The 23,114-nt window shown below is 63.1% G+C and carries 23 protein-coding genes, 5 tRNA genes and 1 pseudogene; 26 read left to right on the top strand and 3 right to left on the bottom strand.

What is annotated here, in order from left to right; genetic code table 11:
• Positions 1-194: 194 nt before the first annotated feature.
• The 26 genes and pseudogenes from DWW51_RS08385 to DWW51_RS08260 all read left to right on the top strand — a co-directional run bounded on the left by DWW51_RS08385 (position 195) and on the right by DWW51_RS08260 (position 20,060).
• A pseudogene (locus DWW51_RS08385) lies at positions 195-772 on the top strand (DUF3825 domain-containing protein).
• A 138-nt stretch (positions 773-910) separates the two neighbouring features.
• Positions 911-985, top strand: a tRNA-Val gene (locus DWW51_RS08380).
• 378 nt (positions 986-1,363) lie between these two features.
• Positions 1,364-1,436, top strand: a tRNA-Ala gene (locus tag DWW51_RS08375).
• Positions 1,437-1,636: 200 nt separating this feature from the next.
• Positions 1,637-1,712, top strand: a tRNA-Ile gene (locus DWW51_RS08370).
• 310 nt (positions 1,713-2,022) lie between these two features.
• Entirely contained in the window at positions 2,023-2,250 is a 228-nt protein-coding gene (relB, locus tag DWW51_RS08365; protein WP_117774181.1) for a type II toxin-antitoxin system RelB family antitoxin, read from the top strand.
• Positions 2,247-2,531, top strand: a complete 285-nt coding sequence (locus tag DWW51_RS08360; RefSeq protein ID WP_117774180.1) for a type II toxin-antitoxin system RelE/ParE family toxin — start codon at positions 2,247-2,249, stop codon at positions 2,529-2,531. The genes relB and DWW51_RS08360 overlap by 4 nt, the downstream gene beginning before the upstream one ends.
• A gap of 152 nt (positions 2,532-2,683) precedes the next feature.
• Positions 2,684-2,756 (top strand) — tRNA-Ala (locus tag DWW51_RS08355).
• 75 nt (positions 2,757-2,831) lie between these two features.
• Entirely contained in the window at positions 2,832-4,862 is a 2,031-nt protein-coding gene (locus tag DWW51_RS08350; RefSeq protein WP_117774179.1) for an ABC-F family ATP-binding cassette domain-containing protein, read from the top strand.
• Positions 4,849-5,145 carry a hypothetical protein gene (locus DWW51_RS08345; RefSeq protein ID WP_055250169.1) on the top strand — a complete coding sequence of 99 codons (297 nt, stop codon included), beginning with the start codon at positions 4,849-4,851 and terminating at the stop codon, positions 5,143-5,145. The genes DWW51_RS08350 and DWW51_RS08345 overlap by 14 nt, the downstream gene beginning before the upstream one ends.
• A 9-nt stretch (positions 5,146-5,154) precedes the next feature.
• The gene (locus DWW51_RS08340) at positions 5,155-5,838 is read left to right on the top strand and encodes a site-2 protease family protein (protein ID WP_117774178.1); all 684 of its coding nucleotides are present in this window, start codon (positions 5,155-5,157) and stop codon (positions 5,836-5,838) included.
• An 83-nt stretch (positions 5,839-5,921) separates the two neighbouring features.
• The gene (locus DWW51_RS08335; protein ID WP_117774177.1) at positions 5,922-6,731 is read left to right on the top strand and encodes a ScpA family protein; all 810 of its coding nucleotides are present in this window, start codon (positions 5,922-5,924) and stop codon (positions 6,729-6,731) included.
• 12 nt (positions 6,732-6,743) lie between these two features.
• A complete protein-coding gene (scpB, locus tag DWW51_RS08330) occupies positions 6,744-7,463 on the top strand; it encodes an SMC-Scp complex subunit ScpB (RefSeq protein ID WP_117774176.1) in 720 nt (239 codons plus the stop codon).
• The gene (locus DWW51_RS08325) at positions 7,450-8,421 is read left to right on the top strand and encodes a pseudouridine synthase (RefSeq protein WP_117774175.1); all 972 of its coding nucleotides are present in this window, start codon (positions 7,450-7,452) and stop codon (positions 8,419-8,421) included. Before scpB ends, DWW51_RS08325 begins: the two co-directional genes overlap by 14 nt.
• Positions 8,422-8,487: 66 nt before the next feature.
• Positions 8,488-9,174, top strand: coding sequence for a (d)CMP kinase (gene cmk, locus DWW51_RS08320; RefSeq protein ID WP_117774174.1), 687 nt, complete (start codon positions 8,488-8,490; stop codon positions 9,172-9,174).
• 3 nt (positions 9,175-9,177) lie between these two features.
• Entirely contained in the window at positions 9,178-9,906 is a 729-nt protein-coding gene (locus tag DWW51_RS08315) for a lysophospholipid acyltransferase family protein (protein ID WP_117774173.1), read from the top strand.
• 17 nt (positions 9,907-9,923) lie between these two features.
• A complete protein-coding gene (locus tag DWW51_RS08310) occupies positions 9,924-10,808 on the top strand; it encodes a 4-hydroxy-3-methylbut-2-enyl diphosphate reductase (protein ID WP_231501620.1) in 885 nt (294 codons plus the stop codon).
• Positions 10,809-10,810: 2 nt separating this feature from the next.
• Positions 10,811-12,253, top strand: coding sequence for a DUF512 domain-containing protein (locus DWW51_RS08305; RefSeq protein WP_117774171.1), 1,443 nt, complete (start codon positions 10,811-10,813; stop codon positions 12,251-12,253).
• 10 nt (positions 12,254-12,263) lie between these two features.
• Positions 12,264-13,598: a ribosome biogenesis GTPase Der gene (der, locus tag DWW51_RS08300; protein ID WP_117774170.1), complete on the top strand. Its 1,335-nt coding sequence runs from the start codon at positions 12,264-12,266 to the stop codon at positions 13,596-13,598.
• Complete coding sequence (plsY, locus tag DWW51_RS08295) at positions 13,591-14,274, top strand: glycerol-3-phosphate 1-O-acyltransferase PlsY (RefSeq protein WP_117774169.1); 684 nt, start codon at positions 13,591-13,593, stop codon at positions 14,272-14,274. Before der ends, plsY begins: the two co-directional genes overlap by 8 nt.
• Before the next feature lie 9 nt (positions 14,275-14,283).
• Positions 14,284-15,291: an NAD(P)H-dependent glycerol-3-phosphate dehydrogenase gene (locus tag DWW51_RS08290; RefSeq protein WP_117774168.1), complete on the top strand. Its 1,008-nt coding sequence runs from the start codon at positions 14,284-14,286 to the stop codon at positions 15,289-15,291.
• Positions 15,292-15,309: 18 nt separating this feature from the next.
• Positions 15,310-15,981, top strand: a complete 672-nt coding sequence (gene rpe, locus DWW51_RS08285; RefSeq protein WP_117774167.1) for a ribulose-phosphate 3-epimerase — start codon at positions 15,310-15,312, stop codon at positions 15,979-15,981.
• A 6-nt stretch (positions 15,982-15,987) separates the two neighbouring features.
• Positions 15,988-17,166 (top strand): cysteine desulfurase family protein, encoded by a 1,179-nt coding sequence (locus DWW51_RS08280; RefSeq protein ID WP_117774166.1) that lies wholly within the window; start codon positions 15,988-15,990, stop codon positions 17,164-17,166.
• On the top strand, positions 17,163-17,972 hold the full coding sequence (locus tag DWW51_RS08275; protein WP_117774165.1) for a Nif3-like dinuclear metal center hexameric protein: 810 nt from the start codon (positions 17,163-17,165) through the stop codon (positions 17,970-17,972). The genes DWW51_RS08280 and DWW51_RS08275 overlap by 4 nt, the downstream gene beginning before the upstream one ends.
• Entirely contained in the window at positions 17,969-18,688 is a 720-nt protein-coding gene (locus DWW51_RS08270) for a zinc ribbon domain-containing protein (protein ID WP_117774164.1), read from the top strand. Before DWW51_RS08275 ends, DWW51_RS08270 begins: the two co-directional genes overlap by 4 nt.
• A 3-nt stretch (positions 18,689-18,691) precedes the next feature.
• Complete coding sequence (coaBC, locus tag DWW51_RS08265) at positions 18,692-19,903, top strand: bifunctional phosphopantothenoylcysteine decarboxylase/phosphopantothenate--cysteine ligase CoaBC (RefSeq protein WP_231501619.1); 1,212 nt, start codon at positions 18,692-18,694, stop codon at positions 19,901-19,903.
• Between the two features lie 80 nt (positions 19,904-19,983).
• Positions 19,984-20,060: transfer RNA gene (locus DWW51_RS08260), tRNA-Pro, on the top strand.
• 607 nt (positions 20,061-20,667) lie between these two features.
• On the opposite strand, the gene DWW51_RS08255 is transcribed toward DWW51_RS08260, so the two are convergent.
• The 3 genes from DWW51_RS08255 to DWW51_RS08245 are packed head-to-tail and all read right to left on the bottom strand — an operon-like array spanning position 20,668 to position 23,060.
• A complete protein-coding gene (locus tag DWW51_RS08255) occupies positions 20,668-22,065 on the bottom strand; it encodes a sensor histidine kinase KdpD (RefSeq protein WP_055250131.1) in 1,398 nt (465 codons plus the stop codon).
• A gap of 26 nt (positions 22,066-22,091) precedes the next feature.
• Positions 22,092-22,754, bottom strand: a complete 663-nt coding sequence (locus tag DWW51_RS08250) for a response regulator transcription factor (protein ID WP_117774163.1) — start codon at positions 22,752-22,754, stop codon at positions 22,092-22,094.
• A gap of 45 nt (positions 22,755-22,799) precedes the next feature.
• Positions 22,800-23,060 (bottom strand): hypothetical protein, encoded by a 261-nt coding sequence (locus DWW51_RS08245; RefSeq protein ID WP_117774162.1) that lies wholly within the window; start codon positions 23,058-23,060, stop codon positions 22,800-22,802.
• Between the last annotated feature and the right edge of the window lie 54 nt (positions 23,061-23,114).

Genomic DNA, 23,114 nt, shown 5'->3' with positions numbered 1-23,114 from the left:
GCCATACCGGACAAAAGCGCGTCCAGTTCTCTGGCCGAACGAGACGAGCTCAAGGAGAACCTACTTCTTGCAATGTAGATTTTGAGCGTTGCACCCTGTTGCATGGTGCCCGAGGGCACCTCAGATCGCTGCTAAAATGCCTATATTCCGGAAGTGCGGGGGTAGACCAGACCGCGCCGTCCAACCTGCCGCTGGTGTTCGACGACGACCGTTGCCTGTTCAACACCGGCCTGTATACGCGCCGTTACGAGACCATCTACGGCCTGTTTGAGCCCAACACCAGGCCCGACGCGCGCCAGCGCTGGTTTTTGAAGGGCTTTTTAAGGAAAGCGACCCCATGCTGGTCTCGTTTGAGTACCTGCCGTGCCGCGTGCGCTTTGCCGAGGACCCCTCCGAGCTGGTCTTTGACTACCGCTTGCCGATCCGCTCCAACATCGACCACATCCTGGGCGACGAGGAAAACCTCACGCGTATCCCCGCCAGCCTGATGGGGGAGGGTAACTCACTGCTGCTGCGCCGCGCCTTTGAGGGCGCCGTCGTCGAGGCCGCCCGCCGCGCCGCCGCAAACTACACGCTCGCCGTGCCGCAGTTCTACGGTGGACGGATTCAACTGCTGCTTCCACTGTGCACAACCGGCGACAAGCCCGAACTGGCGCTGACCATCCAACGCGAGGACGGCTTCTACGCCGCGCGCACCTGCCTCACGCTCGATATGGCCTACAACAAAGCACGACTCATCTGCCGCCCCGAGACCTCGTGGATCAAGCGGTAAGGGCTCGTTAAGCTGCGGGTTTGCTGTTTATTTGGACTCCGCCAGAGCAGCCAGCGCCCACGAATTTAAAATCGGGGGCAAAAAGTTCTTGGTAAACCACGCGCGGCTATGATAGTATCTCTTTTGCCGAAAGGCGACGGGCGATTGGCTCAGGGGTAGAGCATATCCTTCACACGGATGGGGTCACAAGTTCGAATCTTGTATCGCCCACCATCTAAAGCACAGGTTAGAGGTGTTAAGCCTCTGGCCTTTTTCTTTTTAACACCAAGGGTGACACCAAAAGTGACACCAAATTTTGTAACTTTATTAAACTGGGGTCTCCTTTTTTATTGAATATGACCCCTTCACAATTCCTACAAATGTATATAATCGCCTAATGTCTTCGGCCGATCTTTGCCTTGCTATGTATATGTCAATGACTTAACGCCGCTTACCGCAGCTGCGAAAACCATAGCGGGGCAAAAGGTCTGCTACGGGGATATCGTGATTGTGAATCCGGTCATAATGAAGGTGGGCGGTATCGCCGCGGGAAGTTTTTCCAAAATTGTCCTTGCATCGCCGTCCGAGTTCCCGTATAGTACTTGTTCGCACGGGGGCGTAGCTCAGCTGGGAGAGCGCTTGACTGGCAGTCAAGAGGTCAGGGGTTCGATCCCCCTCGTCTCCACCCGAGCATTGAATGAGGCTCCAACGCAAGTTGGGGCCTTTTTTCATATAGGCACACAAGGTCAAAGGCGGCGCCATGATCCTCCTGGTCGACAAGATCGTGCGTTGAACGACCGTCGCGTGCATGGTAGTATTCTTCCTCGTGGTGTGAAACTAATGCAAATGGATAGCCGCCATTACTATCACAGCCACTAACTAAAAGGGCTCTTGGCGCAACGGTTAGCGCAGGGGACTCATAATCCCTGGGTTCTGGGTTCGAATCCCGGAGGGCCCACCAGCATCTACCAGCGGTTTCTCTGATTTCCAGTCAATCGGGGAAACCGCTTTCGTATTTGTTTTTCCTTCTCGAATCCTCGTGTTTCTTCTGTCTATCCACAACTATCCACAACTATCCACAACTGCAAAATGCAAAAAAACTTCATTGCTAGGAACTGCACAGCATCATATTGGATAGCCGGATTCAACTTAAATGGAAAGGTATTGATTTAACGTTAAGATAATTCTAATACATACACATTTTGGGACTGTACCCGAAACGAACGGGTATAATTGACGTATTACATCGTATTACGTTGATTGGAGTAACCATGGCCATGAGTGCGACCGCCATTAGGTTCGACGAGGGAGAGAAGGACTGGATCCAGTCCTATGCGAGCGTCCTCGGCATGTCCTTTTCTGAATTCGTGAGGAGTGCCGCCCTCGAGAAGGTCGAAGAGGCAGCTGATATCAAGGCATACAACGAGGCGTTGGTAGAAGATGACGGCACCCGCTACTCGATGGATGACGTCATGCGCATGGCCATGGAGGCCGAATGAGCTTCAGTGTCGAGTGGTCCAAGGCTGCGGCCAAGCAACTTGTCAAGATCCCGAAAAAGCAAAGGCTCATCGTCCTGTCCTGGGTCCAAGAACATCTTAATGGATGCGAAGACCCACGTCTCGCACCGAACGGAAAACAGCTTCAGGGCACCGACTCCGGTTGGCGCTGGCGCGTCGGGGTCTACCGTATCCTGGGGAGGATCGAGGATGGGAAGGCCGTCGTCGAGGTCGTGAGGGTCGGCCACCGCCAGGGCGTCTACAAAAACATGCCGCGGATATAGCCTTCGCAGAGTCTGGCTGCCCGTCACGGCGTGGGCCGGTTTCGTGGCGGACGGCCCATGGGACGCGCCCGCGGGGCGCCGCCGCCCGCAAAATATTTTCCAAAATTGTCCTTGCATCGCCGTCCGAGTTCCCGTATAGTACCTCTTCGCACGGGGGCGTAGCTCAGCTGGGAGAGCGCTTGACTGGCAGTCAAGAGGTCAGGGGTTCGATCCCCCTCGTCTCCACCCGAGCATTGAATGAGGCTCCAACGCAAGTTGGGGCCTTTTTTCATATAGGCACACAAGGTCAAAGGCGGCACCATGATCCTCCTGGTCGACAAGATCGAAAAAAGCTTCGGCGCGCGCGTCCTCTTTAGCGGCGCGTCCTTCCAGATCAACCCCGGCGAGCGCTTCGCGCTCGTGGGACCCAACGGCGCCGGCAAAACCACCATGCTCAAAATCATCATGGGCATCGACAGCCCCGACGCCGGCCAGGTCCAGTACGCAAAGGACTGCCAGGTGGGCTACCTAGAGCAGGAAACCAACCTGGAGCAAAAGGACACCACCATCCTCGCCGAGGTCATGGCCGCCGCTAAAGAAATCCGCCGCATGGGCGAGCGTGCCAACGAACTGCAGGCCCAGATCACCGAGCTATCCGAGCAGGGCAAGGACGTCGACGCGCTCCTTAACGAGTACGGCCAGGTCCAAGACCGCTTTGAGCACCTGGGCGGCTACGAGCTCGAGAGCAACGCCCGCAAGATCCTGTCCGGCCTGGGCTTTAAGGTCACCGACTTTGAGCGCCCGTGTTCTGAGTTCTCGGGCGGCTGGCAGATGCGCATCGCGCTCGCCAAGCTCTTCCTGCGCCATCCCGACTTGCTGCTTCTGGACGAGCCCACCAACCACCTGGACCTCGAAAGCGTCCAGTGGCTGCGCGGCTTTATCGCCAACTACGACGGCGCCGTCCTCATCGTCAGTCACGACCGCGCCTTCATGGACGCCTGCGTCGACCACGTCGCCGCGCTCGAGAACCGCCGTGTAACCACCTACACCGGCAACTACAGCAGCTACCTCAAGCAGCGTGAGGACAACCTGGAGCAGATGCGCGCCAAGCGCGCCGCGCAGGAGCGCGACATCGCCCACATGCAGGTCTTCGTTGACAAGTTCCGCTACAAGCCCACCAAGGCCGCCCAGGCGCAGGAGCGCATCCGCAAGATCGAGCAAATCAAAAAGGAGCTCGTCATCCTGCCCGAGGGCCACAAGCACATTGACTTTAAGTTCCCCGACCCGCCGCGCTCCGGCGACATGGTCGTGGGCCTGGAGGGCGTCTCCAAATCCTACGGCAATAAGCACATCTACAGCGATATCGACCTCAAGCTCTACCGCGGTGAGCATGTGGCGCTCGTCGGCCCCAACGGTGCCGGCAAGTCCACCCTCATGAAGATCCTCGCCGGCCTGGAGCCGCCCACCACCGGCACCCGCGATCTGGGCACCAACGTGGGCGTGGCCTACTATGCCCAGCACGCGCTCGAAGGCATGACCGAGTCCAACACCGTCCTGCAAGAGATCGACACCGTCACGCCCAAGTGGACGGTGCCGCAGCAGCGTAGCCTGCTGGGCGCCTTCCTGTTTAGCGACAACGATGCAATCGAAAAGCAGGTCCGTGTCCTCTCCGGCGGCGAAAAGGCGCGCCTGGCCCTGGCCAAAATGCTCGTGGCGCCCGAGGCGCTCCTGTGCCTGGACGAGCCCACCAACCACCTGGACATCGACTCGGTGGATATGCTCGAGAGCGCCCTGCAAAACTTCCCCGGCACCATCGTGCTGATCAGCCATGACGAGCACCTGGTGCGCGCCGTTGCCAACCGCGTCATCGACATCCGCGACGGCAAGGTCACGGTCTACGACGGCGACTATGACTACTACCTCTACAAGCGCGAGGACCTCGCAGCCCGCGCCGCCGCCGAGGCAGCAGGGGAGAGCACACCGGCCGCGACCAAGGCAGCCAAGTCGACTAGTTCCACCCAGCCCAGCGCCGCCGCCCCCAAGCCCGCCGAAGGTAAAAAGAGCAAGGAGCAAAAGCGCGCCGAGGCCCAGGCCCGCGCCGCGCTCAACAAAAAGCTCAAGGGCGTGCGCAATCAGCTCAAGAAGATCGAGGCGGAGCTCGATAAAAAGCGTGCCCGCTATGACGAGCTTATGGAATTGATGGCAAGCGAAGAGCTTTACGCCGATCAGGACAAGTTCAACGCCGCGCTGGGGGAATATAACGGGCTTAAGCAAGAGCTGCCCAAGATCGAGGACGAATGGCTGGAGCTTTCCACCCAGATCGAAGAGGAGACCGCGCGTGAACTCTCGTAAAGCCACCGCCGTGGCGATGAGCATCATCGCCATCGCCTGTCGCATCTGCGGCATCTTTATGAGCGCGATGACCGTGCTGCTGTGCTTTAGCGGCCTCACCGCCAAGCTGCAGATCGTGGGCTTTGTCGTCGAGCTTTCGCGCGCGCTGCCGAGCGCCATCGCCGGCTACGGCGTCATCACGTCGCCCTTTGGCGGCGTGTTCCGCCTGGATTACGCCATCGTGGCCGTCATTCTGTTTGTGGCCGACTACCTGCTCACGCGCGCCTCGCGCCGCGTCCGCTAGGGGAGCGCCATGTCCAGCAGCTACCTCATGAACCTGCTCGCCAGCGCTGTCGCCGTCATCGTGGGCATCGTCATCCACGAGAGTGCACACGCCGCCGCGGCCTGGGCGCTCGGCGACAAAACGGCGCGCTCGCGCGGCCGCGTCTCGCTCAACCCGCTCAACCACATCGACCCGTTCGGCACCGTCATCTTGCCGCTGCTGATGCTTGCCGCCGGCGGTCCGGTGTTCGCCTTCGCCAAGCCCGTGCCCGTCTACCTCAACAACCTCAAGCACCCCAAGCGCGACGAGGTCCTGGTGAGCGCGGCCGGTCCTGTATCGAACATCGCGCTCGCGTGTCTTGCAGCCGCCCTCATGCACGCGACATACGGCAACCTCTACACCAGCATGTCCTTTGCCGTAGCCTCCCAAATCATGAACTTCGGTGCCACGTTTATCGTGGTCAACTTGTCGCTCGCGTTCTTTAACCTCATCCCGATTCCGCCGCTCGATGGCTCGTCGATCATCGTGCCCTTCCTCAAGGGCAAGGCACTCAACAACTATTACCGTCTGCAGCAATACGCTATGCCCATCCTCATCCTGGTTCTGTACCTGTTGCCCATGTGGACCGGCATCGATGTGATCGGCCGCTATTTCGACGTTACCGTGTATCCGCTTGCTGAGCAGATGCTCAACTTCGCAATCGCCGGCATCTAAGGTAAACTTACAGGTCGCCGTGTAAAACGGTCGCAACATGCACCCAAACCGCGCCGCGAAGGCGCCGTCAAAGGAGGTCGAAGATGTCGTATCGCGTGTCGACGCAGGTCTACAGCGGACCGTTCGACCTGCTGCTGCAGCTGGTAACCCGCCAAAAAGTTGATATCGGCGCCATCTCGATCAGCGAGGTGGCCGAGCAATACCTTGCCGAGGCCGAGCGCATCGAGGCGTTGGACCTGGACGTGGCGAGCGACTTTTTGCTAGTCGCGGCAACCCTTTTGGACATCAAGGCCGCCTCGCTGGTGCCCCAGGAGGCCCCGCGCAAGTCAGACGACGATGACGAGGACGACGAAGACCTTGAGGAACTCAGCGCGCTCGACGGAGACGCCCTGCGCGAAGTCCTGATTCAGCGCCTGATCGCCTACAAGCAGTTTAAGGGCGCGGCGGCGGCTCTCGGCGCGCGTATGCAGGCCGAGAGCCGCATGCATCCGCGCGTGGCCGGCCCCGACCCCGAGTTTCTGGGCCTTATGCCCGACTACCTGGCCGGCATTACCCTGCGCGGCCTCGCCGTCATCTGCGCCGACCTGGACGGTAAGCGCCAGACCTTCCTGCTGGAGGCCGAGCATGTGGCACCGCATCGTGTGCCGCTCGACCTGACGGTGGCATCGGTCGACCGCTTTACCATGGCGCACCAAACCTGCACCTTCCGCGAGCTGTTGGACGGCGGCGCCACCACCGAGCAGTTCGTCGTTACCTTCCTGGCCATGCTCGAGCTCGCCAAGCGCGGCTCTCTTACGCTGAGCCAGGACGAGATCTTTGGAACCATTCAAATCAACCGCGTCGAGGGCGCCGAGGCATACGTGCCCGGCGAGGGCCCCGAGCTCACCGAATAGGAGCGACCAACCATGTCAACCCTTTCCACGCTGGAGGCAAACAGCCTCAAAGGCGCCCTCGAGGCGCTGCTGCTGGTGTCGAGCGACCCCGTGAGCGCACCAGCGCTGGCAGGTGCGCTGGATATCGCCCCGGGCGAATGCGCGTCGCTTTTGGCCGAGCTCAAGGTTGAGTATGAGGAGGCCAACCGCGGCTTTCAGCTGCGCGAGGTCGCCGGAGGCTGGCGCCTGTTTACGCACCCAGCCTACCACGACGTGGTCGAGGCCTACGTGCTGAGCTGGGACACGCAAAAGCTGTCGCAGGCGGCGCTTGAGACCCTGGCCGTCATCGCCTACCACCAGCCCGTTACGCGCGAGGTTGTTAAGGGCATCCGCGGCGTCAACTCCGACGGCGTCATCGCGTCGCTCGTGGATAAGGGCCTGGTGCGCGAGCTCGGCCGCGACCCCGAGCGCGGTCAGGCCATCATCTACGGCACGACCAACGCCTTCTTGGAAAAGTTCGGCCTGCGTTCCACCCGAGACCTGCCCGATCTGGAGCAGTTTGCCCCCGACGAGCAGTCGCGCCAGTTTATCCGCGAGCGCCTGAGCGGCCGCAGCATTCAGTCCACGCTCGAGGAACAGGCCGAGGATCTGGACGAAGAGCGCGAACTGATCGATACCGATGTTGAGGACACCGCCGACGAGGAGCTGCTGGCCACCGTCGATACCTCGGAGGATATACATGACGAGGACTAACGGAGCAGGGGAGACGCGCATCGCAAGCGCCGAGGGCGCCACAACGCCCACAGGCGGCGCCCAGCCCGTCTACCCGCACACCATGCGCCTGCAGCGCTTTTTGGCGCGCGCGGGCGTGGCGAGCCGCCGCGGCTCGGAGGACCTGATGACCGCCGGCCGCGTGACCGTCAACGGCCAGATCGCGACCGAGCTGGGCACCAAGGTCGATGTCGACCGCGACCATATCGAGGTCGACGGCATGCCCGTCAAGCTCAACCAGGGCGCCGTGTACCTGATGCTCTACAAGCCGACCGGCTACCTCACCACCATGAGCGACCCGCAGGAACGCCCCTGCGTGGCCGATCTGGTCCCGCGTGACCGCTTTCCAGGGCTCTTCCCGGTGGGTCGTCTGGACCGTGACACCACGGGCCTTTTGCTTTTTACCACCGACGGCGACCTATCGCAGGACCTGCTGCACCCCAGCAAGCACGTCTACAAGACCTACCAGGCGCTCGTGGACGGCCACCTGACCGACCGCGACTTGGAACCACTCCGCCGCGGCATCGAGCTCGACGACGGCCTGTGCCAGCCGGCTATCTGCCGCGTCATTAACGCGCGCGAGGCCGAGGCCGTGGCTCCGCAAGGTGTTAAACCCGGCACCACCGCCGTGGAGGTCATCATCCGCGAAGGCCGCAAGAACCAGGTCAAGCGCATGCTGAGCAAGATTCACCACCCGGTGATTCGCCTGCACCGCTGCAACTTTGCTGGCCTGGAGCTCAAGGACGTGGCCAAGGGCTCGTGGCGCGAGCTCACCGATCGCGAGGTGCAGATCCTCAATGCCGGCGGTATTCCGCCCAAGCAGGCCAGCTCCAAGCGCGGCGCCGCGCCGGCGACCAACACCGCGACCCGCACGCGTCACCACGGCAGCCACGGCTCCGCGCCCAGGCGCAACACCTACCGCGAGCGCTACACGAGCTAGGCAACCCGCCGAGCCGCAGCGTCCGCGTCCCATACCAGCACGTCAACCACCGAAAGGAAGCATTGCATGATCGTCGCCATCGACGGCCCCGCCGGTTCCGGCAAGTCCACCATCGCCAAGGAGATTGCCCGCCAGCTGGGCTTTAACAAGCTCGACACGGGTGCCATGTATCGCGCCGTCACCTTCGCCGCACTCGACCGCGGCATCGATCTGGACGACGAGGCTGCCATTGATGCCCTCGCCGAGCAGATCGAGATTCGCTTTACTAACGGCACCGGCGAGGACACGCGTCTGACCATCGACGGCCAGGACGCCTCGGCTGCCATTCGCACCCCGCAGGTGGACGCCAACGTCTCCAAGGTCTCGGCCTACCCGGGCGTGCGCGCCGCCATGCTCATCCACCAGCGTCGTGCCGCCGAGGACCGCGATATCGTGGCCGAGGGTCGCGACATCGGCACCGTCGTGTTCCCCAACGCGCAGGTCAAGGTCTTCCTGACCGCCGACCCGCGCGAGCGCGCCCGTCGCCGCGTGCTGCAGCGCCACCAAAACGACGCCCAGCCGCTCAGCGACGCACAGCTCGAGACCGAGATCGACGAGACCCTCGACGCCCTCAAGCAGCGCGATAAGCTCGATAGCAGCCGCGAGGTCGCGCCGCTCGTGCCCGCCGAGGACGCGGTGCACGTCGACTCCACCGCCCACACCATCGATGAGGTCGTCCGCATTATCGAGGACCTCATCAACCAAAGGAGGTAGCCCATGCGCCTGTTTAAGCAGACGCCCGAGGATTACTACAACGCCCCCTACGCCGAGTTCCCCGCGCTCATCCGCGGCACCGTCGCCGTGGTCATGGGCATCCTGTGGGTCTTCTCCAAGCTCATGTGGCGCTGGAAGGTAGAGGACGCCGATCTGCTGTTTGAGCGCCAGGAAGGCCGCGGCAGCGTGGTCATCTGCAACCACACCTCGATGGCCGAGCTCCTGGCTGTAGAGACGGCGCTGTTCTTTGGCGGCCGCCGCATTCGCCCCATCTTTAAGTACGAGTTTGCCAAGAGCAAAATCGTACGCTGGGCCTTTAGCCGCGTGGGCGGTATTCCCGTCGAGCGCGGCACCGCTGACATGAAGTGCCTGCGCGCCGCCCAGCATGCGCTGCAGCGCGGCGAGGACGTTCTGATCTTCCCCGAGGGCACGCGCATCCGCTCGCGCGAGATCAAACCCGAGGTCCACGGCGGTTTTGCGCTCATCGCCCAGATGGGTAAGGCGCCCGTCAACCCGCTCGCCATCTGCGGCTGGTCCGATATCACGCCTGCGGGCAAAAAGCTCATGCGCCCCAAAAAGTGCTGGATCCGCGCTGGCAAGGCCATTTCGCTTTCCGATGCACCAGCCGAGCTCAAGCGCAAGGAGCGCCTGGCATGGTTTGAGTCCGAGGCCATGAATCGTGTGTACGCCATGCGCGATGAACTGTGCGCCGAGCATCCGGGTAGGTTCTAGCCATGGGCGAGGATGTCATGAATACTGCCAAGGCTGTGTCCGGCAAGGCAGACGCCCCAACCATCGAAATCGCTGCCTACGCCGGCACCTGCTACGGCGTGCAGCGCGCGCTCGATATGGCCCTGGCGGCCGCCCCGCAGGCGGGGGAGACCGCTCAGGTCCACACCCTGGGTCCGCTCATCCATAACCCCATCGTGGTGCGCGAGCTTGCCGAGGCAGGCGTCGGTCTGGCCGACACCCTGGACGATGCCGCATCGGGCACCGTGATCATTCGCGCGCACGGTGTGGTGCCGCAGGTGATTGAGGCAGCTCGCGAGCGCGGCCTCGACGTGGTCGATGCCACCTGCCCCTACGTCAAGAAGGTCCATGTGGCGGCCGAGCGCCTGGTTCGCGAGGGCTATCGCGTGCTCGTCGTGGGCGAGCCGGGCCACCCCGAGGTGGAGGGCATCCTGGGCCACGCCGGCGATGACGCACAGGTCGTGAGTTGCGCTGCCGATGCGGACGCGCTGCCGCTCAAGGGCAAGGTGGGGCTCGTCGTGCAGACCACCCAAACCGCGCAGAACCTGGCCGAGGTCGTTGCTGCCATCACCCCGCGCGTGCAGGAACTGCGCGTGATCAACACCATCTGCGCCGCTACGAGCGAGCGACAGCAGGCAGCAGCCGCACTTGCCAACCGCTGCGACTGCATGGTCGTGGTGGGCGGCAAGAACTCGGGCAACACCCGCCGCCTGGCGCAGATTTGCGCAAACGCCTGCGAGCGTACGTATCACATCGAGGAAGCTTCCGAGCTTCAGGCCGCGTGGTTTACCGACGCTCACCACATCGGCATCACCGCCGGAGCCTCCACCCCGCAAGAACACATCGAACGCGCCGTCGAGCGCATCAAGGAGCTTTGCCGCTAATCATGGACCAGACCGTACCCGCATATGCCGCTGAGGTGGCCGATTACGGGCGCAGCCGCGACCCCGAGCCGGGTGAGGGCGCGCTCGTTAAAAACGTGCGCCCCGAATCGCCCGCATGGGATGTGGGTATCGAGCCGGGCATGCGCGTGCTCACGGTCAACGGCGAGCAACTGACCGATATGATCGTGTGGCTCTGGGAGGCCGACGACGACACCGTCGAGTTGGAGGTTTTCGATCCACGCGACGGCACCGTCACACCCGTTGAGCTCGATCGCTTTCCCGGCGAGGACTGGGGCTTGGAGTTCGATGGCCCCATCTTCGACGGCATGCGCACCTGTGTAAACGCCTGCGTGTTCTGCTTTATGACGATGCTGCCCAAGGGCGGCCGCTCCACGCTCTATATTCGCGATGACGACTACCGCCTGAGCTTTTTGCAGGGCAACTTTGTCACGCTCACGAACCTCACCGACGATGATGTTCAAAACGTCATCGCCCGCAACATGAGCCCCATGAACGTGTCGGTCCATGCCGTAAGCCCCGACGTCCGCCGCCGCATGATGGGCCGCAACGCCCAGCGCGGCATGGACGTGCTCGAGACCATCATGGCCGCCGGCATCGAGATCCACGCCCAGATTGTGTTGTGCCCCGGCATGAACGACGGCGAGGAGCTGCAAAAGACTCTGCGCTTTTGCGAGGAGCACGAGCAGATCACGAGCCTGGGCATCGTGCCGCTGGGCTTTACCAAGCACCAGAATCGCTTTACCTGGTCCTACAGCGACAAGCCCGAGCTCGCACGCGAGACCATTGCTATGATCCGGCCCTACCAGGACCGCGCCTTCGAGCGCTTTGGCCGCCACACGTTCCAGATGAGCGACGAGTTCTACCTGGATGCCGGCATCGAGCCACCCGAGGCCGACTTTTACGACGGCTACCCGCAGTACTACGACGGCATCGGCATGATCCGATCCTATCTGGACGAGACCGACAACGTGCTCGCCGCCGATACCGAGCGTCTGCGCCGCGTTCGCGAGGTCATCGCCGCCCGTAGCCAGCACCTGCTGTGCCTCTCGGGCGCCAGCGCGCGCGATACGGTGGCGCGTTTTGTGGAATCGCCGCACGGCCTTGCAGGCTCCGTCATGGCCATCAAAAACCGCTACTTTGGCGGCAACGTGGATGTGACCGGCCTCATCGTCGCCTGCGACATCTTGGAGCAGCTGCCGCAGGACCTATCGGGGGTTATGCTCTTTGTGCCTAAGCTCATGTTCAACGCCGACGGTATGACGCTTGACGAGTATCATCGTGACGAATTACTCGCAAGCCTTACCGGTCGCGGCGCCGAGGTTCATGTGGTATCGACCATGCCGCATGAGCTGCTCGATACCCTGGAGCACATCCTTGGCATAACGCCCGCCAATTCAACTATTCCCGCTGACCCTACCCATTAAAGGAGAGCAGATGAAACCTATCGTCGCCGTCGTCGGACGCCCCAACGTGGGCAAGTCCACGCTCGTTAACCGCCTGGCCCAGACCTCGGACGCCATCGTCCACGAGTCCCGCGGCGTCACGCGCGACCGCTCGTATCACACAGCCGATTGGAACGGCCGCGAGTTCACCATCGTCGACACGGGCGGTATCGAGCCGCTCAAGAGCGATGACGTCTTTGCCACGTCCATCCGTGACCAGGCTCTTGCCGCCGCCGAGGAAGCGGCCGTCATCCTGTTTGTGGTCGACGGCCGTACCGGCGTCACCGAGGAGGACGAGTCGGTCGCCCGCATGCTCAAGCGCTGCGACAAGCCTGTCTTTTTGCTGGTGAACAAGCTCGACAACCCCGATCGCGAGAATGACAACATCTGGGAGTTCTATTCCCTCGGCATCGGTGAGCCCACGCCGCTCTCGGCCCTGCACGGCCACGGCACGGGCGACCTGCTCGACGACATCGTGGCCCTGTTGCCCGAGGAGGAGGACGAGGTCGCCGACGAGTTCCCCGATGCGCTCAACGTGGCCATCATCGGCCGCCCCAACGCCGGTAAGTCCTCGCTGTTCAACCGCATCCTGGGCGCCGACCGTTCCATCGTGTCTAACATCGCCGGCACCACGCGCGATGCCATCGACACCGTCGTCGAGCGCAACGGCAAGCACTACCGCATGGTCGACACCGCGGGCATTCGCAAGAAGAGCACCGTGTACGAGAACATCGAGTACTACTCCATGGTCCGCGGCCTGCGCGCCATCGACCGTGCCGACGTGGCACTGCTCGTCGTCGACGCCTCCGTGGGCGTCACCGAGCAGGATCAGAAGGTCATGGGCCTTGCCATCGAGCGCGGCTGCGCCATCGTGGTGCTGCTCAACAAGTGGGATCTGCTCGACGACGACCGCAAGCGCGAGGCCTGCATGGAGACCATCGACCGCCGTCTGGGCGTTATGGCTCCCTGGGCCCAATACCTGCGCATTTCGGCCCTGACCGGCCGCAGCGTCGAGAAGATCTGGGCGATGGTCGACGCCGCCGAGAAGACGCGCTCGCAAAAGATTACCACCTCGCGTCTCAACACCTTCCTCACCGACCTGCGCGAGTTCGGCCACACCGTGGTGGACGGCAAGCGTCGTCTGCGCATGCACTACGTGACCCAGACGGGCGTCAACCCGCCGACGTTTACGTTCTTCGTCAACCACAGCGACCTGGTCAACGACACCTACCAGCGCTACGTGGAGAACCGTATGCGCTCGACCTTCGATTTTTCCGGCACGCCCATTCGACTCTTCTTTAGGAAGAAGGAGCAAAAGGATGCATAATCCGATCCTGCTGACCGCCATCTGCGCCGTAGTCTCGTTCTTTATCGGAGCGATTCCGTTTGGCTTGATCCTGGGCCGCGTGTTCAACCACACGGACATTCGCAAGGCGGGCTCCGGCAACATCGGTACCACCAACGCCCTGCGCGTGGCCGGCCCCAAGGTGGCCGCGCTCACGCTGCTGCTCGACTGTCTTAAGGGCGCCATCTGCGTCCTTATCTCGCGTCCGCTTATCGCGGGCGTGGGCTATGGCTTTCCTCCGAGCATTATGGCTCCCGGAGCCCCCGGCGACTGGATGCTCGGCGTCATCTGCCTGGCAGCGGTGTGGGGCCACATCTTCTCGCCGTACCTCAACTTCCATGGCGGCAAGGGCATCGCCGTGGGCTTGGGCGTCATCCTCGCCTGGTACTGGCCCATCGGACTTTCGCTGCTGGGCATGTTTATCGTGGCCGTCGCCATCACCAAGTTTGTATCGGTGGGCTCGCTTGCCGCGGCCATCGGTCTTCCCATCGCCGCCTGCGCGGTCTTTCCGTACAGCAGCCTAGGACTTAAGTTTTGCATGGCGATGATCGGCATCACCGTGGTTTGGGCCCATCGCGCGAACATCAAAAAGCTCATGTGCGGTAAGGAGTCCAAGCTCTCGTTTACCAAGCGCGTCACCGAACCCGACGATAAGTAGGAGAGAGTCATGAATGTTGCGCTGATTGGCTCCGGCTCCTGGGGAACCGCCGTCGCCGGCCTTGCCGCCGCTCGAGCCGAGCGCGTGAACATGTGGGCCCATAGCGAGCAGACGGCCGCTGGCATTAACGGGGGGCATCGCAATCCCCGGTATCTGGTGGACTACGAGCTGCCCGGCAACGTCGTCGCCACGACGGATCTGACGCAGGCGCTCGACGGCGCCGACGCCATCATCTTTGCGGTGCCTTCAACGCACCTGCGCGACGTCTGCCACCAAGCGGCGCCGTTCATCGCGGACGAGACGCCGGTTCTGTGCCTCACCAAGGGCATCGAGCCCGAGTCCGGCCTGCTCATGAGCGAGGTCATTGCCAGCGAGATCGGCAACGAGGCACGCGTGGCGGCGCTCTCCGGCCCCAACCATGCCGAAGAGATCTGCCGCGGCGGACTTTCTGCCGCCGTCATCGCCAGCAAAGATCCTCAGATAGGGGAGACCTTTAAGGACCTGCTCCTATCCACGGGCTTCCGCATCTATCTGTCGCAGGACATGACCGGCGTCGAGGTATGCGGCGCCATGAAGAACGTTATCGCCATCGTGTGCGGCATCTCCGCCGGTACCGGTGCGGGCGACAACACACTCGCCCTTATCATGACGCGCGGCCTGGCCGAGATCAGCCGACTGGTGCATGCCCGCGGCGGGCAGGCCATGACTTGCATGGGCCTTGCCGGCATGGGCGACCTCATCGCCACCTGTACCTCGGAGCATTCGCGCAACCGCACCTTTGGCTACGAGTTTGCCCACGGCGTTTCGCTCGACGAGTACCAGGCACGCACGCACATGGTGGTCGAGGGCGCCGTTGCGGCCCGCAGTGTCAGCGAGCTCGCCCATTCACTGGGTGTAGACATTCCGCTCACCTTTGCCGTAGAGCAAACGCTCTACAACGGTGTTACTTTGGATAGGGCGCTCGAGATTCTCACCGACCGCATCCCATCGCAGGAGTTCTACGGACTCACCGATTAGCGCAGAAAGGCTACTAACATGGGTTCCATTAAAATCGCTCCGTCCGTCCTTTCGGCCGATATGGCCAACCTCAAGGGCGACCTCGACAAGATCGCCGGTGCCGACTTTGTGCACTTCGACGTCATGGACGGCCACTTTACCGGCAACCTCACTTTTGGCGTTGACATCCTCAAGGCCGTCAAGCGCTCCACCGACGTGCCGGTCGACGCACACCTCATGGTGTCGAACCCCGACGAGACGGTCGATTGGTACGCCGACGCCGGCGCCGATATGATCACCGTGCACTACGAGGCCTCCACGCACCTGCACCGCACGCTCACTCATCTGCAGCAGCGCGGGGTCAAGGCCGGCGTGGTGCTCAATCCATCTACGCCCGTGTGCGTGCTCGAGAGCATCATTGATGTCGTCGATATGGTGCTGCTGATGAGCGTGAACCCCGGCTTTGGCGGCCAGAGCTTTATCCCCGGTACCATCGCCAAACTGCACGAGCTCAAGGCCATGTGCGAGCGTCACGACGTTTCGCCCCTCATCGAGGTCGACGGCGGTATCTCTTCCAAGAATATCGCCGAGGTCGTCAAGGCTGGCGCCAATGTCCTGGTGGCAGGTTCCGCCGTATTTAAGTCCGAAGATCCCGCTGCCGAGGTTGCGCTGCTGCAGAAGCTGGGCAACGAGGCCGCACAGGAGGCATAAACCCTTATGACCGCAGGTCAAAACCGCATACCCGTGAATCTTGACTATGCCGCCTCGACGCCCATGCGCGCCGAGGCGCTCCTTGCGCAGCGCGAGTACGACGATAGCGAGCTTGCCGGCGTCAACCCCAACTCGCTGCATTCGCTCGGCCGCAAGGCAGCTGCGCGTCTGGAGGTTGCTCGCCGCGAGATTGCCCGCAGCTTTGGCGCGCGCGTCCGACCGTCCGAGATTATCTTGACCAACGGCGGTACCGAGGCAAACCAGCTGGCGCTCCTCGGACTTGCCGAGGGCGCTCGTCAGCGCGATCGCAAGCGCGATCGTGTCATCGTTTCGGCCATCGAGCACGATTCGATTCTGGACAACCTGCCGCTGCTGCGTGCCGCCGGTTTTACCGTCGACCTGGTGCAGCCCTGCCGCGCGGGCTACATTGAGCCCGCAGCGCTCACGGAGCTTCTCGGCAACGATGTTGCGCTCGTGAGCATTATGGTCGCCAACAACGAGACCGGCGTGGTGCAGCCCATCCGCGAGCTGGCCGCGGCCGCACATGCCGCCGGCGCCCTGTTCCACACCGATGCCATTCAGGGCTACTTGCATATTCCCCTCGATGTCACCGAGTTGGGCGTCGACGCCATGACCGTTGCCGCACACAAGATTGGCGGCCCCGTGGCCTCCGGCGCGCTCTACCTTAAGAACCGCGCGCCGTTGCGCCCCCGCATCTTCGGCGGCGGACAGGAGGCCGGCCGTCGCGCCGGCACGCAGGACCTGCGCACGCAGCTGGCTTTTGCCGCTGCCGCCTCAGCGCTGTTGCCGACCGTGGCCCAAGAGCGTGCGACGCTGCGGGCCTTGTCCGACAAACTCTACGCCACGCTCACGGCCCATCCGCGCATTCACGCCACCATGGGCGACTACGCGCAGGCCAATCGCCTGCCCGGCATTGTTTCGATCTACGTTGACGGCATGGACTCCGAAGAGCTCATCATCAAGCTCGACGCCGCCGGTTTTGAGGTTTCGGCCGGCTCTGCCTGCTCGAGCGGCAGCATGGACCCGAGCCACGTTTTGAGCGCCATGGGTATTGGCCGCGAGCAGGCTCTCGGCGCCCTTCGCATCTCGTTCGATGACCGCGTAAACCCGGGCGATCTGGACGACTTTGCCCGGGCGCTGCTGTCGATCGTGGGTGCCGCATGATCGTCGCCGAGCTCGAGCGCGCCCTGCTGGCGCGCTATCCCAAGACGGACGCCGAACCTTGGGACCATGTAGGCTTATCCGTAGGCGACCCCGATGACGAGATCCGCGGCGTGGCCTGCGCACTCGACGCCACCAGGGCCAACGTGCACCTCGCCTTGGAGGCCGGTGCTAACGTGTTGCTCACGCATCATCCCGTCTACATCAAGGCGCCCGAGGCGTTTTGCCCGCCCAGTGCGATGCGTCCCCAGTGCAGCGCGGCGCTCTACGGGGCGGCCCGCTGCGGGATGAGCATTATTTCGCTCCATACCAATCTGGACCGCTCGCACGAGGCGCGCGTCTGCCTGAGCGAGTTGCTGGGCGCCGCGCCCGTGAGCTCGCTAGAGCACGTGGACGACCCCGAGGCCACCGGCCTGGGCGCGCTTGCGACGCTCAACGACCCGTGCACGCTGCGCGATCTTGCCGCCCGTGCTGCTACGGCCTTCGGCAGCGACCCGCGTGTGTGGGGCAAAGCCGAGCACGCATGCCGTACCGTCGCTATTTTGGGCGGCTCCCTGGGAGACTTTGGAGAGCTCGCCATCGCCGCGGGCGCAGATGTCATCGTAACCGGCGAGGCGGGCTACCACGTGGCGCAAGACCTTGCCTTGCGCGGGCTGCCGGTGATCTTGCTCGGCCACGACCGCTCCGAAGAGCCGTTCGTTGATATATTGATGAACTCTGCAGTTGACGCCGGGGTCGACCCCCGTCATGCGATTAAAATACTGAACCCTTGCCAATGGTGGACTGTGACAAAAGGAGAGAACTTATGAGCGCCGGCGCTACGCTACTCAAGCTGCAACAGATCGATTTGGAGCTCGCCCGCAACAAGAGCGAACTTGCCAATATGCCGGAGCTCAAGGAGCTCGCTTCCAAGCGCAAGACCTATGTGAAGCTCAAGTCCGAGATGACCAAGCTCTACGCCCAGCGCAAGGATCTGGACATTGAGCTCGACGATCTCAACACCACCGAGATTCAGACCAACAACGCCATCGAGGCCGCCAAGAAGCGCCACGTGGACGGCTCCGACTACCGCGAGGTTCAGGACCTGGAGAACGAGCTCGCCACCCTGGCCAAGCGCTTGGACAAGATCGAGCACACCCGCAAGGACGTCGTCGTCGCCCATAAGGAAGCGCTTGACCGAGAGGCTCGCGCGCAGGCCATCATCGCCAAGTTCGAGGAGGGCGTGAAGGCCGATACCAAGGCTGCCCGCGCCAAGGCTGCCAATCTGCAGGCTCAGATCGATGCCGCCACCAAGGAGCGCACCGCGCTTGCCGCCACGCTGCCGACCGACGTGCTCACCGATTACGAACGTCTGCTCAAGCAGTTCCGCGGCCTAGCCGTCGAGACCATCAAGGGCAACATCCCCACGGTCTGCCACACCGCGCTGCAAGCATCGTCCATGAGCGACCTCAACCACGACGGTAGCGAGATTACGCACTGCCCGTACTGCCACCGCCTGCTGGTGCTCCCGAACAAGGAAGCTTAAACGATGGCGGCACCCAACAATTCAATGCAACTTGAGGGAAAAACGATCCTGCTGGGCATTACCGGCGGGATCGCCGCCTATAAGTCGTGCAATATCGTGCGCCTGCTCCAAAAGCGCGGCGCGTACGTCAAGGTCGTCATGAGCGAGCATGCCACTGAGTTTGTGGGGCCGCTCACCTTCCGCGCGCTCACCAATGAGCCGGTCGCGGTTGGGCTATTCGACGACCCGTCTGACCCCATCCACCATATCTCGCTGGCGCAGGAGCCCGACTTGGTGGTCGTGGCGCCCGCGACGGCCAATATCATCGCCAAGATGGCCAACGGCATCGCCGATGACCTCATCTCCACAACGTTGCTTGCGACACCGCGGCCCGTCGTTATCGCGCCGGCCATGAACAATGGCATGTGGAAGGCGTCGGCCACGCAGGCCAATATGGCCACGCTGTGCGAGCGCGGCGTCCACGTGGTGGGACCCGGCAGTGGCTACCTTGCCTGCGGCGACGTGGACACGGGGCGCATGAGCGAACCCGAGGACATCGTCGAGGCCGTCTGCGAGGTGCTCAATCCCGTGCAACAAGACCTGGCGGGCAAGCGCATCGTCATTACCGCCGGCCCCACGCATGAGCCGATTGACCCCGTGCGCTTCATTGGCAACCGTTCTTCGGGCAAGATGGGTATCGCCCTGGCGGGGGAGGCCGCACGTCGCGGTGCCGCCGTCACGCTCGTGCTGGGACCGACATCGCTCGACGTTCCCCACGGCGTGGAGTGCGTGCGCGTGCAGACCGCCGCTGAAATGCTGAAGGCAGCGCTCAGCGCCTTTCAGACGGCCGATGTGGCCATTTGTGCGGCCGCTGTCGCCGACTACACCCCCGTATCCCCTGCGGACCATAAGCTCAAAAAGGCCAACGAGCGCTTGGATCGCATCAAACTGGTCGAGACGGTCGATATTTTGGCTGAGCTTTCGCGCCAGAAGGGGGAGCGGTGCGTGATCGGCTTTGCGGCCGAGACCGATAACGTCCTGGAGTACGCACAGCGAAAGCTCGACCGCAAGGGTTGCGATGCCATTATCGCCAACGATGTCTCACGCGCCGATTCGGGCTTTGGAACCGATACCAACAAGGCCTGGATTGTGAGCACAACGGGTACGCAAGAACTTCCCGTTCTAACAAAACCCCAGCTCGCAGATACAATTTTGGACTTGCTTCAAAATTTGTAAAAAAGTTCTTGCACAAGTCTAAAGTTTCGGGTTAATATACTCCCTGTTGCGAGCGAGAGCAGAGCAACAAACAAAAGCTTCGGGACGTGGCGCAGCTTGGTAGCGCACTTGACTGGGGGTCAAGGGGTCGCTGGTTCGAATCCAGTCGTCCCGACCAGAAGTTTGCAGGTCAGGCATCTAGTGCCTGACCTTTTTTGTTTTAAGCAATTGCTTAATTTTGATTAAGCAACGGGGTGCCAAAAATCTACCTGAGCGATAATCGCCTTTTGCGGTTACTTGCGCGTTTTGCACACGCTTGAGTCGATTTATTAACGCGATATGAATCTACATACGCGTAGTTGGTATACAGCCGAGTACAGGCTGTATTTATCGCGGCGATTTACACAGATATAGCGACTGTAACGGACAAGCGTGTCGCTGTATTTATTCCAGTAGTTCACTTGACCGGTGGACAAGTGGGCGATTGCAACGATATGCCAAACGGTATGGGCTCTATACGAGGACGCCGCAGAGGTAATGGCGGGGGAGTGCGGCAAGCGCTCTGAGAGCTGCTGTATGACCCCATTTCTCCTTAACTCGATAATTTGTGTTTCAAGCCACGAATCGGTCGAGCAATTGCCAAAAGTAAGGCCCATGCAGGATTGCACGGGCCTTACATCAGATCAAATTTGAGCTAGAAGCACCAAACGGGGCAGACGCAACACCATCTCGTCGCGGCCTCGGCGAGCGACATATCGCAGTCGAGGTAGACATCGAGGAAATCGTCAGATCCCGCACAGGGGGACCGCGATGGTGGCCACCGCACCGCCCGAGGGGCCGTTGGCGAGCGAGACGGATCCCCCGTGGGCGCTCGCGGCCTCGGAGGCGACGTGGAGGCCGAGCCCGTAGTGGCGGCCTTCGTCACGCGAGGAGCGGGAGGAGTCGTCTGTGAAGAGGCGCTCGCAGCCGCGTTCGAGGGCGGCGGGAGAAAAGCCCGGTCCGTCGTCGGCAACCTCGATGACGAGGTGCCCGCCCGCGACGTCGCAGGAGACAGCCACGCGCGAGCGTGCGTGCTCGGCGGCGTTGGCCACGAGGTTCGCGGCGGCTCGCGCCAGGGCGGTTCGGTCGAGCGCGGCCTCGGGCGCGCCCGCGACAGCGGGGCCCGTGGCCGCGTCGAGCGTCACGCCTCGCGCCCGGGCGATCTGGGCGGCCTCGGCGAGGACCTGCTCGCAAAGCTCGGCCGGCCGCATGGGGGCCCTCTCCGCCCCGCCGGACCCGCGCGAGGCCTCGATGAGCAGGCGCACGTAGCCGTCGAGCCTTTCGACACTGCCGGCTATGTCGCGCGCGGCGGCCGCGAGGTCGGCGTCTTTCTCGTCTTCCAGCTCCTCCGCTACGAAGTCGGCGTTGGCGCGCAGCACGGTGAGCGGCGTCTTGAGGTCGTGGGCGAGCGACGTCATCTGCTCGCGCTGCCCCCGCTCCGCGGCCCAGCGGGCCTCGAGCGACTCGGCGAGGGAGGCCCGCATGGCGTCCATCGCGGCGAGGACGTCGTTCACCTCGCGCACGTTGGTGCTGCCGACCGCGAAGTCGAGCTCCCCCGCGCCGACGCGCCCCGCCGCCTCCGCGAGCGGCGCCATCTTACGCGAGATCACGCGGCTCGCGCGGCGCGCGACGAGCGCAAGCGCAAGTGCGCTTCCCGCCGTGGCGCCGACGAGCATGAGGTTCTGCGGGTTGGGAAGCAGGCCGGCGAGGTCGCGCGAGACCCACTGCGGCAGATACTCGCTGACGAGCGCGCAGGCCCCGCCACCTTTGAGCGGGAACGCGGCGTAGGTAACGCCCGAACCCCCGCCCTCGATCTCCACTGTGCCCGGATCCGCGGCGAGTGCCGTACGAGCCATTTCCTTCGCGTCCTCGAGCCGCGTGCTCTCGAGGTCTGTCATCAGCACGTTTCCGTCCTTGTTCAGGATGAGGTAGCGGTACGCCGTCGGCACGTCCTGCTGCCCGCAGACGCCGTCGCGTGCCAGGCCCTCCGCGACCTCGCGCGCATTGGCCGGCCCCCAGCTTGCCTCGTAGACGAAGCCCGCGTTGATCGCCACAGAGAGCATCATGAACGAGGCGAGCCACGCCGTGGCGACTGCCGCGAACGCGTAGGCGAAGTAGCGCGCGATGACGAAGGAGAGCGGCATGCCCCCGCGACCTCGCGCCCCGATCCTCAGAGCTGCCACTTGTACCCCATCCCCCAGACGGTCGCGATCGGATCGGCGCCGGCCTCGGAGAGTTTCCTCCGGGCGCGACTGACCTGCATGGATATGGCCGCGTCGTCGGCGTCGCTCTCCCAGCCGAGCACCGCCTCGCGTATCTGCGCGCGGCTCATGACCTGCCCGGGGTGGCGGGCGAGGTACTCGCAGATGGCGTACTCGGTGGGCGTGAGCGGCACGGCCTCGCCGCCCACGGCGAGGCCGCGCGCCCTGAGGTCGATCCGCACCTCCCCGAAGGAGAGGGCGTGCGAGCGCGGCCGGCGCTCACGGCGTAGATGGGCCGCGACCTTGGCGCGCAGCTCCGCGGCCCCGAAGGGCTTGCGGACGTAGTCGTCGGCGCCCAGGCCGTAGGCGGCCACGGCATCCTCCTCGGCCACGCGAGCGGTCAGGAAGACGATGGGGCCGTCGAAGTCCGGGCGGATCTGCCGCACGAGCTCGAAGCCGTCGAGCCCCGGCATCATGACGTCGCAGAGCACGAGGTCGAAGCGCGAGAGGTCCATCCCCGGGACCGCCGTCGGGTCCTCCGCCTTGACGATCTCATGGCCGTCGCGGCCGAGGACGCGCGCAAGCGCGTCGAGGATCGCCCGTTCATCATCCACTGCCAGTATCCTCGCCATGTTCGACCTCCTGAAACTCTCGTCGGAATTGTACTAACGCCGCGCTCAGCGGTCCAGAGCCCTGCGCGCAGCCACGGGTGTCTCGGCCGCGTCGCACGCGCGGTAGCGCACGCCCGAGCCGCCGCGCGCCTCGATCTCGAGCCAGCCCTCGCCGTCCGACTCCCGCCCGAAGAAGATGAGCTGGAGCTCTCGGACATTGCCTCTGTCGTCCGCCGCGTCCACCAGGTAGACGTAGTTTGCCCCCGCCCCGGTGGCGTCGGCGTAGGAGCTCGCGTGGCTGCCGGGCTCGGGCGCGGGCGCCCACATGTGTTAGCGCTACTGTAAAAACAACCATTTTGACCAACGCTCAACAACCAATCA

Source organism: Collinsella sp. AF15-51 (assembly GCF_003462845.1).
Taxonomy (GTDB): domain Bacteria; phylum Actinomycetota; class Coriobacteriia; order Coriobacteriales; family Coriobacteriaceae; genus Collinsella.
Note: the sequence above shows the minus strand (reverse complement) of the source record. Positions and strands in the feature narration are given on the sequence as shown.

Coding starts and splice junctions, on each gene's coding strand:
- relB (WP_117774181.1), top strand. CDS start 2,023: ATGGCCATGAGTGCGACCGCCATTAGGTTCGACGAGGGAGAGAAGGAC.
- DWW51_RS08360 (WP_117774180.1), top strand. CDS start 2,247: ATGAGCTTCAGTGTCGAGTGGTCCAAGGCTGCGGCCAAGCAACTTGTC.
- DWW51_RS08350 (WP_117774179.1), top strand. CDS start 2,832: ATGATCCTCCTGGTCGACAAGATCGAAAAAAGCTTCGGCGCGCGCGTC.
- DWW51_RS08340 (WP_117774178.1), top strand. CDS start 5,155: ATGTCCAGCAGCTACCTCATGAACCTGCTCGCCAGCGCTGTCGCCGTC.
- DWW51_RS08335 (WP_117774177.1), top strand. CDS start 5,922: ATGTCGTATCGCGTGTCGACGCAGGTCTACAGCGGACCGTTCGACCTG.
- scpB (WP_117774176.1), top strand. CDS start 6,744: ATGTCAACCCTTTCCACGCTGGAGGCAAACAGCCTCAAAGGCGCCCTC.
- DWW51_RS08325 (WP_117774175.1), top strand. CDS start 7,450: ATGACGAGGACTAACGGAGCAGGGGAGACGCGCATCGCAAGCGCCGAG.
- cmk (WP_117774174.1), top strand. CDS start 8,488: ATGATCGTCGCCATCGACGGCCCCGCCGGTTCCGGCAAGTCCACCATC.
- DWW51_RS08315 (WP_117774173.1), top strand. CDS start 9,178: ATGCGCCTGTTTAAGCAGACGCCCGAGGATTACTACAACGCCCCCTAC.
- DWW51_RS08310 (WP_231501620.1), top strand. CDS start 9,924: ATGAATACTGCCAAGGCTGTGTCCGGCAAGGCAGACGCCCCAACCATC.
- DWW51_RS08305 (WP_117774171.1), top strand. CDS start 10,811: ATGGACCAGACCGTACCCGCATATGCCGCTGAGGTGGCCGATTACGGG.
- der (WP_117774170.1), top strand. CDS start 12,264: ATGAAACCTATCGTCGCCGTCGTCGGACGCCCCAACGTGGGCAAGTCC.
- plsY (WP_117774169.1), top strand. CDS start 13,591: ATGCATAATCCGATCCTGCTGACCGCCATCTGCGCCGTAGTCTCGTTC.
- DWW51_RS08290 (WP_117774168.1), top strand. CDS start 14,284: ATGAATGTTGCGCTGATTGGCTCCGGCTCCTGGGGAACCGCCGTCGCC.
- rpe (WP_117774167.1), top strand. CDS start 15,310: ATGGGTTCCATTAAAATCGCTCCGTCCGTCCTTTCGGCCGATATGGCC.
- DWW51_RS08280 (WP_117774166.1), top strand. CDS start 15,988: ATGACCGCAGGTCAAAACCGCATACCCGTGAATCTTGACTATGCCGCC.
- DWW51_RS08275 (WP_117774165.1), top strand. CDS start 17,163: ATGATCGTCGCCGAGCTCGAGCGCGCCCTGCTGGCGCGCTATCCCAAG.
- DWW51_RS08270 (WP_117774164.1), top strand. CDS start 17,969: ATGAGCGCCGGCGCTACGCTACTCAAGCTGCAACAGATCGATTTGGAG.
- coaBC (WP_231501619.1), top strand. CDS start 18,692: ATGGCGGCACCCAACAATTCAATGCAACTTGAGGGAAAAACGATCCTG.
- DWW51_RS08255 (WP_055250131.1), bottom strand. CDS start 22,065: ATGCCGCTCTCCTTCGTCATCGCGCGCTACTTCGCCTACGCGTTCGCG.
- DWW51_RS08250 (WP_117774163.1), bottom strand. CDS start 22,754: ATGGCGAGGATACTGGCAGTGGATGATGAACGGGCGATCCTCGACGCG.
- DWW51_RS08245 (WP_117774162.1), bottom strand. CDS start 23,060: ATGTGGGCGCCCGCGCCCGAGCCCGGCAGCCACGCGAGCTCCTACGCC.